Source organism: Ramlibacter albus, from assembly GCF_014297445.1.
Taxonomy (GTDB): domain Bacteria; phylum Pseudomonadota; class Gammaproteobacteria; order Burkholderiales; family Burkholderiaceae_C; genus Ramlibacter; species Ramlibacter albus.
The window spans coordinates 167,330-181,889 of record NZ_JACORU010000002.1 but is presented as its reverse complement, the minus strand read 5'-3'; the positions used below and the strand labels follow the sequence as shown (position 1 = coordinate 181,889).

The window sequence follows — 14,560 nt, the reverse complement described above, 5'->3', positions numbered from 1 at the left end:
TTGCCCGCTTTACCGCGGTTTGTTGCCAGAAAACGTCAGCGTACCGCTCCCTGTTTTGCCTCTTATTCGAGCTTGAATACGAACTCCTGCGTGACGGCCTGTCCCTCGGTGGCGTTGCAGGTGTATTGCGACATGGCATCGCGTATTGCGGAATGGAAAACGCGCGGCCCGGACAGCTGGATGTCCGTGACCTTGCCGCCGCGAATGACGGCGGATGCGACGACCGTGCCGGTGGTGCCTTCGCGGATCGCCTGGCGCGGCATCTGCGGCGCGACGATCTGGCAGGCGGCCGCGGCGTTGATGCGTGCGGGCGGTGCCGGAGGTGCGGGCGGCGCAGGTGCCACAGGCGGCGCGATCACGGCGGGCGCCGTGGGCGGCGTCTGCACGGACTGGATCGCCGGCGCGTTGCTGGGTGGCGGCGCCACTTCGGGCGGCGGCACGAAAGGCGGCGGCGGTGCCTCCACCTTCGGCGGCGCCTTCACGATCTCCTTGGGCGGCGGGGGCGGCGGCGGAGGCGGCGGCGGGATGATCACTTCCTGGATCACGGCCGCTTCCATCGGCTTCTTGATCAACTCGAGCCCCTTGCGGGCCGTGCCGGTGATCAGCGCCCACAGCACGATCAGGTGGAACGCGATGACGACGATGATGCCGGTCGTCTTGCGACCCGGGTCCGTGCCCGGGTACTTCTTGCGGTGCATGGAGGTGGCGGTCATTGGACGAACTGCTCCGCACCGAGGACGGTCATCTTGGACAGGCCCTTGCGCTTGCTCGTGGCCAGCACGTTGGCGAACACGGCGTAGGACGCCTCCTTGTTCGGCCGCACGGCGACGACGGGCTGCGGGTTGCGCTGCGCGATGGCGTCCATGTTGGTCTCGAGGGTGGCCGCGTCGACCGGCAGGCCCTGCCAGTAGACGGTGCTCTTCTCGTCGATGTCGATCTGGATCTTCTCGGGCTCCTGGTTGGTCGGCGGCGTGCCCACCGGCATTTCCAGGTTCACGGCGTGCAGCTGGATGGGGATGGTGATGATCAGCATCACCAGCAGCACCAGCATCACGTCGATCAGCGGCGTGGTGTTGATGTCCATCATCACCTCGTCGTCGCCCTGCCCGAAGCGTCGTTTTCTCAAAGCCATGGCAGGAATCCTTCAGCCGCCCAGGGGCGGCGGCTCGGTGATGAACGCGACCTTGGTGATGCCCGCCACCTGGCAGGCATAGAGCACCTTGCCCACGCCGTTGTACTTGGCGCTGAAGTCGCCGCGGATCTGCACTTCCGGCTGCGGCTTCATGGTGGACACCTTCTTGAGGCGGTCGATGAGGTCGCGCGGGGTGGCCATCTTCTGGTCGTACCAGAAGACGTTGCCCTGCGGGTCCACCGAGATGATGACGTTCTCGGGCTTGGTCTCCCGCACCTCGACGCGTTCCTTGGGCAGCGCCACCGGGATCGACGTCGTGACGACGGGAATCGTGATCAGGAAGATGATCAGCAGCACCAGCATCACGTCCACGAGGGGCGTGGTGTTGATGGCGGAGATGACGGCGTCGTCGCCTTCATCCTGGGGGCCGACGGCCATGGCCATGGGGAATCTCCCTCGGGCGGCTTGCGCTTAAGCCGCTTTGCCGTTGGAGCCCAGGATCACGGCGTTGAGTTCGTCGCTGAACTCGCGCACTTCGTCCATCACGGCCTTGTTGCGGCGCGCGAGCCAGTTGTAGGCGAGCACCGCGGGGATGGCCACTGCCAGGCCGATGGCCGTCATGATCAGCGCCTCGCCCACGGGGCCGGCCACCTTGTCGATGGATGCCTGGCCGGAGATGCCGATGGCCGTCAGTGCGTGATAGATGCCCCACACCGTGCCGAAGAGGCCGACGAAGGGCGAGGTGGAGCCCACGGTGGCGAGGAACGCGAGGCCCTTCTGCATGGAGGCGTGCACGCGGTCCACGGCGGCGGTGACGCTCATCGGGATCCAGTCGTTCATCGGGATGTGCGCCTTCAGGCCGCCGTGGTCGCGCGTGGCGGCGGCGCCGGACTCGGCGATGAAGCGGTAGGCGCTGTTCTTCTCGAGCGAGCCGGCGCCTTCGGTGACGGTGGTGGCCTGCCAGAACTTGTTGTCCACGGTGCGGGCGTGGCGCTGCATCTTGTTCTGCTCGAGCAGCTTGGTCACGAGGATGTACCAGCTGCCCGCGGACATGATGCCCAGGATGACGAGCACGGTGCGCGCGACGATGTCGGAGCCCTTCCACAGGGCTTCGATGCCGTAGGGGTTGTCCAGGGGCTTCTCGCCGTTGGCGGCGGCCGGCTTGGCCGCGGGCGCGGCAGCCGCGGGGGCTACTGCGGCGGGTGCGGAGCCGGTGGCGGCGGGCGCTGCTGCGGACGCTGCGGGTGCCTGGGAGAGAACGGGGGTGGGGAAGGAGAGAGCCGCAAACAGGGAAGCGGCGGCCGTGAAGGCCCGCAGGTCAAGTTTCAACAAAATGCAATCCTCTGGGTGAAGAAGGGAGTGCGACGCAACGCACCGCGAGCGTCCGCGGGTTCGTGACGCTGCGCGCGAGGTCAAGCGGGCGGAAGTATAGGGGACGGGGGACGCCGGGTACGGCCCGGGACCGGCCGACTATCGTTTTCCATGTCAGGGCATGCCCTAGTGGCGGCCCGGCGGGTGTTTGCTAAACGCGGTTCCAATGCTGACCTACCGCCCGGATATCGATGGCCTGCGCGCGGTCGCCGTCGTCCCCGTGATCTTCTTCCATGCCGCGTTCCCGCTGTTTCCCGGCGGTTATGCCGGCGTCGACGTGTTCTTCGTCATCAGCGGCTACCTGATCACGGGCATCATCCTGCGCGAGCGCGCTCAGGGCCGCTTCAGCCTCCCGGGTTTCTACGAGCGGCGGGTGCGCAGGATCTTCCCGGCGCTCTTCCTCGTCCTCGCCGCCACGCTGCCCCTGGCGCCGGCGCTGATGCTGCCAGACGACCTCGAGAACTATGGCCAGAGCCTGGTGGCGACCAGCCTGTTCGCCAACAACGTGCTGCTCACGCTCACCTCCGGTTACTTCGCGCTGGCGGCGGAGTTCAAGCCCTTGCTGCATACGTGGAGCCTGGGCCTCGAGGAACAGTTCTACCTGGTGTTTCCCCTCCTGCTGATGGTCCTGGCCAGGCCGGGAACCCGTTACCTGCCCGCTGCACTCGCCGCCCTCGCGGCGGCAAGTCTCGGGTGGGCCCAGTGGCAGGTGGCCGCGAACCCCGTTGCGGCGTACTTCGGCCTGCTCGCTCGCGGCTGGGAACTCCTTTCGGGCGCGGCACTGGCCTGCGTTCTTCAGGGCCGGCCTGCGCCTGCCCTGCCGGGCCGTGTCCGCGAGGCCGGCGCAGCCGTTGGCCTCCTGCTGCTGGTTGGCGCATTCATCACGCTGGACAGGACCTCTGCCGTGCCGGGCGTACCCGCACTGGCGCCGGTGGCGGGCACCTTGATGATCATCGCGTTCGCAGACCCCGCAAAGGGCGTCGGCCGCGCGCTGGCATGGCGGCCGCTTGTGGGCGTGGGCCTGGTGAGCTACAGCCTGTACCTGTGGCACCAGCCGCTGTTCGCCTTCGCGCGGCTGTACAGCGTCGAGGAGCCTCCAGCCGCCGTCTACGCGGCGATGATCGCCCTCGCCTCGGTGCTTGCGATCGCAACCTGGAAATTCGTGGAGCTTCCGGTGCGCCGCGGACGCATCGGGCGCACGGCGTTGTTCGGGCTCGCGTTCGCCGCGAGCCTGGTGACGGCGGGCATCGGCTACTGGATCCATGTGCGTTCGGGCTTTCCCGAGCGTTGGAACGAACTCGCGGTGCCCGAAGGGGGACGGCGGCTGAACGCAGCCTACAACGAGCGGGCCTACGCCTTCCAGGCGGACCGATTCGCGGACACCGGCGCGCAGAAGGTGCTCGTCAGCGGGCATAGTTTCGCTCGCGACTTCATCAACGCGGGCGTGGAGAACGGCTACTTCGCGGGCAGCGACCTCGTGTATTCCAACGAGTTGCCGGAGTGCCTCGACTCGGCGGCGGACATCCCGCCGCGTCTGCGCGCACTTGTGGCGCGTGCGGACTACCTCATCTTCGCGTCGCGCGCGAGCACGTGCCTGGCGCAGGACCTGCGGGTGGTCCGCAGCGTGGGCGCAGGGCACGTCGTCGTCGTGGGAACGAAGAACTTCGGCTGGAACATGAACGGCGTCATGCGGCTGCCGCCGCACGAACGCAAAGGGTACCGCGCACGGGTCCTGCAGGACGTGCGGCTATACAACGAGCAGGTGGCGAGGGAATTGCCGCCCGATGTTTTCGTGGACGTGCTCGGCATGCTGCAGGACGGTAATGGGCGCGTTCCCGTCTTCACGCCGGACGGAAAGTTCATCTCGCAGGACGGCAGCCACCTGACGCGCCCCGGCGCGGCATTCGTGGGGAAGGTGATCTTCGAGCACCCGCTGCTGCGCGGGTTGAAGGGGGCGGCCGACAAATGAAAGGGCCCGCCGGAGGCGGGCCGTCACTTGGGTGCTGGCGGAGAGGGCGGGATTCGAACCCGCGGAGGGCTATTAACCCTCACACGCTTTCCAGGCGTGCGACTTAAACCGCTCATCCACCTCTCCGGGAAGCAAGCCCGCCATTGTAGCAGCGCCCTACGCGTCGAAGCCCGCGTGCGCCACGCCCACCAGCTCGGCCGGGGTGTCCGCCAGCACAGGCAAGGCCGAGTAGCGGGCGGCCAGCGTGTTGTTGAAGTTGATCGCGGCCTGCCCCCACACCGTATCGCGCTCCAGGTTCGCGAGCAGGTTCACCAGGTTCAGCACGACCTGCCCCTTCGCGCTCGGGAAAGCCGTGAAATACACGGTGAGCGCGTCGCGCACCAGCGTGAAGCTGTCCGAGGGCGTGTAGCCGCCGGTGGTGGCCGCGGTGACGCCGAGGTTCGCCAGCACCGTGCCGGCCAGCGACTGGTTGGGCGTGGTCGCGAAACGCGCCGCCACGTCGGCCGCGTAGTTGGACGAGCCGCCGGAGTTGTAGACGCCCAGCTCGGTCGCATACGTCGCCGATGTCGGCGCGTTGCCGTAGAAGGCGCTGTACACGCCCAGCACGTTGCGCGCGGTGGCGGACACGTTGACCATCGGGCGCGACGTGTCGAGCACGGTCACGGACAGGTTCTGGCCGATGTCGGTGCCGATGGTGAGCGTCTCGGTGCCTTCGGTGAGGTTGTCGTTGACCAGAGTGGTGGTGATCCGCGCGCGGCCGTCGCTGCCGATGGTGAACTGCCCGTTCATGGTGGTCGACGTGATGTCCGTGGCGCTCACGCCCTGCAGCACGTACCCATATGTGTTGCCGGCCAGCGAGATGGGGGCCGAGACGATGAAGGTGACCGAGTCCCCCTCCGACACCTGCGTGCGCAGCGCACCGAGCGAGACGGAGCCCGTGATGCTCGTCGAGGACGTCGCGCCGATCTGGTATTGCCCCGTGCCGGAGGCAGCGTCCATCACGCCGAGGTAGTACGTGCCGCTCGTGGTGGGCGTGTAGACGATGCGCGCCTGCAGGTTGTTGCCGCTGTCGTCGTCCTGCGCCACCAGCGTGAGCTGCGGGTTGTACAGCTGCAGGTAAGGGTCGTTCAGCCAGCTGACGCCGAAGCGCACCAGGTTGAACGTGTAGGTCGTGCCGGCCGTGAGCGACACGCTGAACATGTCCTTGTCGCCGGGAACCTCGATCGTGCCGCCGCCGATGCGCGTGTTCGCGACGATCGAGCCGGTGGTGCTGGTGTCGAAGGAATAGTCGTCTGCCATGTTCTCACTGCCTCACTGGTTAGTACGAAACCGTAAGCAGTGTATCTTCAGGCAGCAGCACTCGCCCGGCGGGCCTCGCTGGGGTTTGCGATCATTGCCAGCAGCAGGTTCACGTCGGCCGGCTTGACCATGTGGAAGTCGAAGCCGGCGGCCGCGGAGCGGTTGCGGCTCTCGGCCTCGCCATAGCCCGTCAGCGCGATCAGCAGCGCGTCGCGGCTCTCGGGTTGCGCGCGCAGCCGGTTGGCCACCTCGAAGCCGTTCATGCCCGGCAGGCCGATGTCCAGCAGCACCACCTCGGGCCGGAACTCGCGCGCGATCTTCAGCGCAGTCATGCCTTCGTTGGCTACCTTCACCTCGAAGCCTTCCATTTCCAGCAGCGCCATCAGCGTCTCGGCCGAGGCCACGAGGTCGTCCACGACGAGGATGCGCGACGGCATGCCCTCCGCGCGCCCGCGTCCCACGGCTGCGGGTGGCTGCTCCTGCACGGGTGCCTCGCCCAGCCGTGCGGGCAGCCACACGAGCACTTCGGTGCCCTTGCCCAGCCCTTCGCTGTGCGCGGACACGCGCCCGCCGTGCAGCTCCACGAGGTGCTTGACGAGCGTGAGGCCGATGCCCAGCCCGCCCTGCGAGCGGTCGAGCGACTGGTCCGCCTGCGCGAACAGCTCGAAGATGTGCGGCAGGAACTCGCCGTCGATGCCGGCGCCCTCGTCCTTCACCGAGATCTGCACGCCGCCGTCATGGTACGTCGCGCCCAGGTGGATGCGCGTGCGCGTCGGCGAGAACTTCGAAGCGTTGTTGAGCAGGTTCGACAGCACCTGCGCGAGCCGCACCGAGTCGCCGTCGACGACCACGTTCTCGCGCGGCAGCTCCAGCTGCAACGCCTGCTCGCGCGCGTTCACGCGCGGCGCGCTGGCCTCGACCGCGCGCTCCAGCAGCTCGGCCAGCGGCAGCGGCTCGGGCTTGACGGCCACCTTGCCCTGCACGATGCGCGACACGTCCAGCAGGTCGTCGATCAGCCGCGCCATGTGGTCGGCCTGGCGGCCGATCACGTCGCGCGCCCATGCCAGCTTGGGCGGCAGCTGCTCGGTGCTCTGCATGATGTGCACCGCGTTGCGGATCGGCGCGAGCGGGTTGCGCAGCTCGTGCGCGAGCATCGCGAGGAACTCGTTCTTGCGCCGGTCGGCCTCCTGCACCGCGGAGTACAGGCGCGCGTTTTCCATGGCGCTCGCGGCGCGGCTGGCCAGCTCGCGGATCAGCGACACGCGCGGCGGGTCGAAGAACTGCGCCTCGCCCAGCAGCGCGAGCGCGCCGCGCACCTCGTCGCCCGCCATGAGCGGCACGATGGCGGCCGCGCGCTTGCCGTTCTGCCAGAAGCGGAACTGGCGATGGCGGATGGCGTCGTCGGCGGCCGCGCGCAGCTCGGCGCTGAACGCCTCGGTATCGTCGGCTTTGGGCGGCGGCAGCATCTCCAGGCGCCGCACGCCGCCTTCCTTGTCGGCCAGGCCCACGATCGCGCGCTCGCCGAGCATCGGCACGCACAGATCGAGCACGGCGGAGATGGTGTCGTCGAGGTTGAGCGACTTCGACAGCACGCGGCTCGCCTCGGAGAGGTAGTCCGCGCGGTGGATCGCATCCTCGGCCGCCTGCCGCGCCGTCTCGGAGCGCGCGAGCTGCTCGCGCTGCGCCGCCTGCCGCTGCAGCTGCCGGTTCATGCGGAACAGCTCGACGAACACCCTCACCTTCGAGCGCAGCACCTCGGGCACCACGGGCGACGGGATGTAGTCCACGGCACCGAGCGCGTAGCCGCGCCGCGCCTGCAGCTCGTCGACGTACGCGGTGATGAACACGATCGGCGTCTGCGAGGACTTCTTGTACTGCCGGATCAGCCCGGCCGTCTCCAGCCCGTCGATGTCGGGCATGTTGACGTCCAGCAGGATGACGGCGAACTCCATCTCCAGGATGCACTTGAGCGCCTCCTGGCCCGACCGCGCGCTGACGATGTTCTGCCCGAGCTCGTCCAGGATCGTGCGGAAGACGACGTGCTTTTCCGGCAGGTCGTCGACGATCAGGATGTTGGCCTGCTCCAGCAGGTCGCTGTCTTTTTCCGACATTCAGCGCTTCATTGGTGCAGCCAGGCCCGCAGCACGGTCAGCAGGTCCGGCGTGTTCACGGGCTTGGACAGGTAGTCCCACGCGCCCGCCTCGATGCATTTCTCGCGGTCGCCCTTCATGGCCTTGGCCGTCACGGCGATCATCGGCAGGTTCTTGCCCTGCGGCAGCTTGCGGATCTCCTTCATCGTGGCCATGCCGTCCATCTCCGGCATCATGATGTCCATCAGCACCACCTGGATGTTGGGGTCGTTGGCGACGCGGTTGATCGCCTCGCGCCCATTGTCCGCCCAGACGATGTCCATGCCGTGCTCTTCCAGCACGGTGGCCAGCGCGAAGATGTTGCGCATGTCGTCGTCCACGATGAGCACGCGCTTGCCGGCCAGCGGCTTGCTCGACTCGTAGACGCCGTCGATCACCGAGCGCTTCGCTTCCGGGAGGCGCGACAGGCTGTGGTGCAAGCCCATCAGCGCGAGGTCGAAGAGGCGCGGCGCCGTGTGCACTTCCTGCACCGTCGTGTACTCGTCCGAATGCCACGAGCTGTGGCCCGTGCTCTGCTGGCCGCGATACAGGATGAGCGGCACGGGGCCCAGGCCGCCGGCTTGCGAAGCGAGCGCCTTGCGCAGCTGCGGCGCGTCCATGCCGGCGAAACCGTCCTCCAGCACGACGCAGTCGAAGCGCTGCTTCTGCAGCACCTTGGCCAGCTGCTTGCCGTCCTCGACCACGGTCGCGTCGACCTGCTCGCCTTCCACCTGCGCCATCAGCTCGTCGCGCGCGGCCTTGTCGTCCAGCGCGACGAGCAGGCTGCGCGTGGGCCGCGACACGTACTCGTGCAGCTTGTCGAGCATGCCGTCGAGCACTTCCTTGCTGCGGATCGGCTTCTCGAGGAACGAGATGGCCCCGGACTTGAACGCGCGCTCCTTCGAATCGTCGGTGGAGATCACCGTCACCGGCACGTGGCGCAGCGCGGGGTCGTGCTTCAGGCGGTCGAGCACGCGCCAGCCGGCCATGTCGGGCAGGTACATGTCGAGCGTCACGGCCGAGGGCTTGTGCTGGCCGGCCAGCGTGAGGGCGCCGGCACCCATCTCGGTGACCACGCCCTTGAAGCCCTTGGCGCGCGCGGCGTCGAGCAGGAACTTCGCGAACGCGAGGTCGTTCTCCACGATCAGCAGCACCAGGTCACCCTGCTGGATGCTGTCGCGGTCGTCGTTGGCGGGGTTGAGCGCGGCGGAGCTTTCGTCGCCTTCCACCTGCTCTTCTTCCTGCACCTCGGGTGCGGGAAGCTGGGCCTGCGGCGGCTGCTGGCGGCGTGCCACGGGCGGCAGCGTCGCGTCGCCGCGATGTTCGGCCTGCGACGTGCCCCGGCGCGAGCTGCGCGTGGCCATGTAGGCCAGCGGCAGGTACAGCGTGAAGGTCGAGCCCTGCCCCGGCGCCGAGGTGAGCTTGATCTCGCCACCGAGCAGCTTCGAGAGTTCGCGCGAGATCGCCAGGCCCAGGCCCGTGCCGCCGTACTTGCGGCTGGTGGAGCCGTCGGCCTGCTGGAACGCCTCGAAGATGATCTGCTGCTTGTCCGAGGAGATGCCGATGCCGGTGTCGCTCACGCTGAAGGCGATGACCTGCTGCGCGCGGTTGAGCTCGTCGTTGTCGGGCGTCCAGCCGCCGAAGACCTCCTCGATCGTCAGCGTCACGTGGCCCTGGTGCGTGAACTTGAAGGCGTTGGACAGCAGGTTCTTCAGGATCTGCTGCAGGCGCTTGACGTCCGTCACCATCGACGTCGGCAGGTTCAGGCCGGTGCGGATGAGGAAGTCGACCGACTTCGCTTCCGCGACGTGGCGGAACGTGCGCTCCACGAACAGCTGCAGGTCCGACAGGCGCAGGTCGCTCACGTCCACCACCACCGTGCCCGACTCGATCTTCGACAGGTCGAGGATGTCGTTGATCAGCATCAGCAGGTCGTTGCCGGACGAGTGGATGGTCTTGGCGAACTCCACCTGCTTGGGCGAGAGGTTGCCCTCGGGGTTCTTCGACAGCTGGTCCGACAGGATCAGCAGCGAGTTCAGCGGCGTGCGCAGCTCGTGCGACATGTTGGCCAGGAACTCGGACTTGTACTTGGACGTCAGCGCGAGCTGCTTGGCCTTGTTCTCCAGCTCCTGCCGCGCCTGTTCCACTTCCGCGTTCTTGCGCTCCACCTCCTGGTTCTGGTGGGCGAGCAGCCGGGCCTTTTCCTGCAGCTCCTCGTTGGTCTGCTGCAGCTCCTGCTGGCGGCTCTGCAGCTCCTGCGCGAGGCTTTGCGACTGCGACAGCAGGTCTTCCGTGCGCATGTTCGCCTCGATCGTGTTGATCACGATGCCGATCGATTCGGTCAGCTGGTCGAGGAAGGCCTGGTGGGTCGGGTTGAAGCGCTCGACCGAGGCCAGCTCGATCACGCCGCGCACCTGGCCCTCGAAGATGATGGGCAGCACCAGCACGTTCAGCGGCGCCACTTCGGTCAGGCCCGAGGCGATCTTCAGCGTGTCCGGGATGTTCGACGTCAGCATCAGCTTCTTCTTGTCGAACGCCGCCTGGCCGACGAGGCCCTGCCCCAGGTCCACTTCCTTGCCGTAGGAGCCGTGGCCGTCGCTTGCGTAGCTGGCCATCAGGCGCAGGCGCGGCTGCTCCTGCGTGTAGCGCAGCACGTAGAACTCCGCCTGCTGCGCGCCCACCACGGGCGCGAGCTCGGACAGGATCAGCTGGCCCACCGCGACGAGGTCGCGCTGGCCCTGCAGCATCCGCGAGAACTTCGCGAGGTTGGTCTTCAGCCAGTCCTGCTCGGTGTTCACCTGCGTCGTGTCGCGCAGGTTGCGGATCATCTCGTTGATCGTGTCCTTCAGCGCGGCCACTTCGCCCTGCGCTTCCACCGTGATGGAGCGCGTCAGGTCGCCCTGCGTCACGGCCGTTGCCACTTCGGCAATGGCGCGAACCTGCGTGGTGAGGTTGGCCGCGAGCTGGTTCACGTTCTCCGTGAGGCCCTTCCACGTGCCCGACGCGCCCGGCACCTTGGCCTGGCCGCCCAGCTTGCCTTCCACGCCCACCTCGCGGGCCACGGTGGTCACCTGGTCCGCGAAGGTTGCGAGCGTGTCCGTCATCGAGTTGATCGTGTCGGCAAGGGCCGCGATCTCGCCCTTGGCCTCCACGGTCAGTTTCTGCGCGAGGTCACCGTTGGCCACGGCCGTCACCACCTTCGCGATACCGCGCACCTGCGAGGTCAGGTTGCCGGCCATGAAGTTCACGTTGTCGGTGAGGTCCTTCCACGTGCCGGCAACACCTTGCACATAGGCCTGGCCGCCCAGCTTGCCTTCGGTACCCACTTCGCGCGCCACACGGGTCACTTCCGAAGCGAACGACGAGAGCTGGTCCACCATGGTGTTGATGGTGTTCTTCAGCTCCAGGATTTCGCCCTTCACGTCCACGGTGATCTTCTTGGAGAGGTCACCCGCCGCCACGGCCTTCGTCACGTCTGCGATGTTCCGCACCTGCGACGTCAGGTTACCGGCCATGAAGTTCACGTTGTCCGTGAGGTCCTTCCACGTGCCGGCGACACCTTGCACATAGGCCTGGCCGCCCAGCTTGCCTTCGGTACCCACCTCGCGTGCCACGCGCGTCACTTCTGAAGCGAAGCTTCGAAGCTGGTCCACCATCGTGTTGATGGTGTTCTTCAGCTCCAGGATCTCACCTTTCACGTCCACGGTGATCTTCTTGGAAAGGTCACCGGCGGCCACGGCCGTTGTCACTTCCGCGATGTTTCGCACCTGGGAGGTCAGGTTCGATGCCATCGAGTTCACCGAGTCGGTCAAGTCCTTCCACGTGCCGGCCACGCCCTGCACGTCGGCCTGGCCGCCCAGCTTGCCTTCGGTACCCACTTCGCGCGCCACGCGCGTCACTTCCGAGGCAAAGGACCGCAGCTGGTCCACCATCGTATTGATGGTGTTCTTCAGCTCCAGGATTTCGCCCTTCACGTCCACGGTGATCTTCTTGGAAAGGTCACCGGCCGCCACGGCCTTCGTCACGTCCGCGATGTTCCGCACCTGAGAAGTGAGGTTACCGGCCATGAAGTTCACGTTGTCCGTGAGGTCCTTCCACGTGCCGGCCACGCCTTGCACGTCGGCCTGGCCGCCCAGCTTGCCTTCCGTACCCACTTCGCGCGCCACGCGCGTCACTTCGGAGGCGAACGAACGCAGCTGGTCCACCATCGTGTTGATGGTGTTCTTCAGCTCCAGGATTTCGCCCTTCACGTCCACGGTGATCTTCTTGGAGAGGTCACCGGCCGCCACGGCCGTCGTCACCTCGGCGATGTTCCGCACCTGGGCCGTGAGGTTGCCGGCCATCGAGTTCACGGAGTCGGTCAGGTCCTTCCACGTGCCGGCCACGCCCTGCACGTCGGCCTGGCCGCCCAGCTTGCCCTCGGTACCCACTTCCCGCGCCACGCGCGTCACTTCCGAAGCGAAGGAGGAGAGCTGGTCCACCATGATGTTGATGGTGTTCTTCAGCTCGGAGATCTCGCCCTTCACGTCCACGGTGATCTTCTTGGACAGGTCACCGGCGGCCACGGCCTTCGTCACGTCCGCGATGTTTCGCACCTGCGACGTCAGGTTACCGGCCATGAAGTTCACGGAGTCGGTCAAGTCCTTCCACGTGCCGGCCACGCCCTGCACATCCGCCTGGCCCCCCAGCTTGCCTTCCGTGCCCACTTCACGCGCCACGCGCGTCACTTCCGAAGCGAAGGACGAGAGCTGGTCCACCATCGTGTTGATGGTGTTCTTCAGTTCGAGAATTTCACCCTTCACGTCCACGGTGATCTTCTTGGAGAGGTCACCCGCGGCCACGGCCGTCGTCACCTCGGCGATGTTTCGCACCTGGGAGGTGAGGTTCGAAGCCATCGAGTTCACGGAGTCGGTCAAGTCCTTCCACGTGCCGGCCACGCCTTGCACGTCGGCCTGGCCGCCCAGCTTGCCTTCGGTGCCCACTTCGCGCGCCACGCGCGTCACTTCCGAAGCGAACGAGCGCAGCTGGTCCACCATCGTATTGATGGTGTTCTTCAGCTCGAGAATCTCGCCCTTCACGTCCACCGTGATCTTCTTCGAGAGGTCACCGGCCGCCACGGCCTTCGTCACGTCCGCGATGTTCCGCACCTGGGCCGTGAGGTTGCCGGCCATCGAGTTCACCGAGTCGGTCAGGTCCTTCCACGTGCCGGCCACGCCCTGCACGTCGGCCTGGCCGCCCAGCTTGCCTTCGGTACCCACTTCCCGCGCCACGCGCGTCACTTCCGAAGCGAACGAACGCAGCTGGTCCACCATGGTGTTGATGGTGTTCTTCAGCTCCAGGATTTCGCCCTTCACGTCCACGGTGATCTTCTTGGAGAGGTCACCGGCGGCCACGGCCTTCGTCACGTCCGCGATGTTCCGCACCTGCGAGGTGAGGTTGCCGGCCATGAAGTTCACGGACTCGGTCAAATCCTTCCACGTGCCGGCCACGCCTTGCACGTCGGCCTGGCCGCCCAGCTTGCCTTCGGTACCCACTTCGCGCGCCACACGCGTCACTTCCGAAGCGAACGAACGCAGCTGGTCCACCATCGTGTTGATGGTGTTCTTCAGCTCCAGGATCTCACCCTTCACGTCCACGGTGATCTTCTTGGACAGGTCACCCGCGGCCACGGCCTTCGTCACGTCCGCGATGTTCCGCACCTGGGCCGTGAGGTTGCCGGCCATCGAGTTCACGGAATCGGTCAGGTCCTTCCACGTGCCGGCCACGCCCTGCACGTCGGCCTGGCCGCCCAGCTTGCCTTCGGTACCCACCTCACGCGCCACGCGCGTCACTTCGGCCGCGAACGTGCCCAGCTGCTGCACCATCTTGTTGATGGTCATGGCGGTGCGCAGGAACTCGCCTTCCAGCGCGCGGCCCTCGGCCTCCAGCGCCATCGACTTGGACAGGTCGCCCTGCGCCACGGCACCGATCACCCGCGCCACTTCGGACGTCGGGTGCACCAGGTCGCCGATCAGCGAGTTGATCGAGTCGGCCGAATCGCGCCAGAAGCCCGTCGCGTTCGCCAGCACGGCACGCTCCTTGAGTTTGCCCTCCTTGCCCACCACGCGCGACAGGCGCGCGAGCTCGTGCGACATGCGCACGTTCTCGGCGACGACATCATTGAAGGCATCGGCCACCTTGCCGTAGGAGCCGGGCCAGTCGTGCGGCATCTCCGCCTTGGGGTTGCCCTTGCGCAGGTCCGTCAGCGCGCCCAGCATGGTGCGCGTGCGCTCGGAGCCGAGCTCCACTTCGTCCAGCAGGGCGTTGATGGACGCCACGTTGTCCTGCCAGAAACCGGTGAGCTTGTCGTCGGCCACCCGGCGGTTCACACGCGCGCCGCCATGGGCCGCGCCTTCGATCTGCTTGAGCCTGTGGCTCGTACGCGCCGTCTGCGCGGACAGGTCGTTGAACTCCGCCGCGATCTTGCCCATCACCCCGTCCCATTCGGACGGCAGCGTCACGCCGGCCTCACCGCGCCGGAAGGCCGACAGGGCCTTGAGCACCAGTTTGAGGTCCGCGTCGCGGTGCTCCGCCGTCGGCAGTTTCGCTACTACTTCCATTTGATATCCCCGTGCGTAACCAGACCCTACAGTCTGCTGAACCACGGGTGGCGGTGGCTGT

General features: G+C 66.9%; 8 protein-coding genes and 1 tRNA gene. 1 reads left to right on the top strand and 8 read right to left on the bottom strand.

The features are described 5' to 3' along the window. Positions 1 to 62: 62 nt before the first annotated feature. The 4 genes from H8R02_RS07685 to H8R02_RS07670 are packed head-to-tail and all read right to left on the bottom strand — an operon-like array spanning position 63 to position 2,464. On the bottom strand, positions 63 to 713 hold the full coding sequence (locus H8R02_RS07685) for an energy transducer TonB (protein WP_255429224.1): 651 nt from the start codon (positions 711 to 713) through the stop codon (positions 63 to 65). Continuing rightward, the gene (locus H8R02_RS07680; RefSeq protein WP_187080799.1) at positions 710 to 1,132 is read right to left on the bottom strand and encodes an ExbD/TolR family protein; all 423 of its coding nucleotides are present in this window, start codon (positions 1,130 to 1,132) and stop codon (positions 710 to 712) included. The genes H8R02_RS07685 and H8R02_RS07680 overlap by 4 nt, the downstream gene beginning before the upstream one ends. Before the next feature lie 12 nt (positions 1,133 to 1,144). Continuing rightward, entirely contained in the window at positions 1,145 to 1,576 is a 432-nt protein-coding gene (locus tag H8R02_RS07675) for an ExbD/TolR family protein (RefSeq protein ID WP_187080798.1), read from the bottom strand. A gap of 27 nt (positions 1,577 to 1,603) precedes the next feature. Beyond that, entirely contained in the window at positions 1,604 to 2,464 is an 861-nt protein-coding gene (locus H8R02_RS07670; protein ID WP_435531265.1) for a MotA/TolQ/ExbB proton channel family protein, read from the bottom strand. A 205-nt stretch (positions 2,465 to 2,669) separates the two neighbouring features. Here H8R02_RS07670 and H8R02_RS07665 point away from each other — a divergent pair, with 205 nt between their 5' ends. Further along, positions 2,670 to 4,472 (top strand): acyltransferase family protein, encoded by a 1,803-nt coding sequence (locus tag H8R02_RS07665; protein ID WP_187080797.1) that lies wholly within the window; start codon positions 2,670 to 2,672, stop codon positions 4,470 to 4,472. 35 nt (positions 4,473 to 4,507) lie between these two features. Here H8R02_RS07665 and H8R02_RS07660 read toward each other — a convergent pair. The 4 genes from H8R02_RS07660 to H8R02_RS07645 all read right to left on the bottom strand — a co-directional run bounded on the left by H8R02_RS07660 (position 4,508) and on the right by H8R02_RS07645 (position 14,499). Beyond that, positions 4,508 to 4,598: transfer RNA gene (locus tag H8R02_RS07660), tRNA-Ser, on the bottom strand. A gap of 30 nt (positions 4,599 to 4,628) precedes the next feature. After that, entirely contained in the window at positions 4,629 to 5,771 is a 1,143-nt protein-coding gene (locus H8R02_RS07655; protein WP_187080796.1) for a pre-peptidase C-terminal domain-containing protein, read from the bottom strand. A 47-nt stretch (positions 5,772 to 5,818) separates the two neighbouring features. Continuing rightward, complete coding sequence (locus H8R02_RS07650; protein ID WP_187080795.1) at positions 5,819 to 7,882, bottom strand: hybrid sensor histidine kinase/response regulator; 2,064 nt, start codon at positions 7,880 to 7,882, stop codon at positions 5,819 to 5,821. 8 nt (positions 7,883 to 7,890) lie between these two features. Continuing rightward, complete coding sequence (locus H8R02_RS07645; RefSeq protein WP_187080794.1) at positions 7,891 to 14,499, bottom strand: hybrid sensor histidine kinase/response regulator; 6,609 nt, start codon at positions 14,497 to 14,499, stop codon at positions 7,891 to 7,893. Between the last annotated feature and the right edge of the window lie 61 nt (positions 14,500 to 14,560).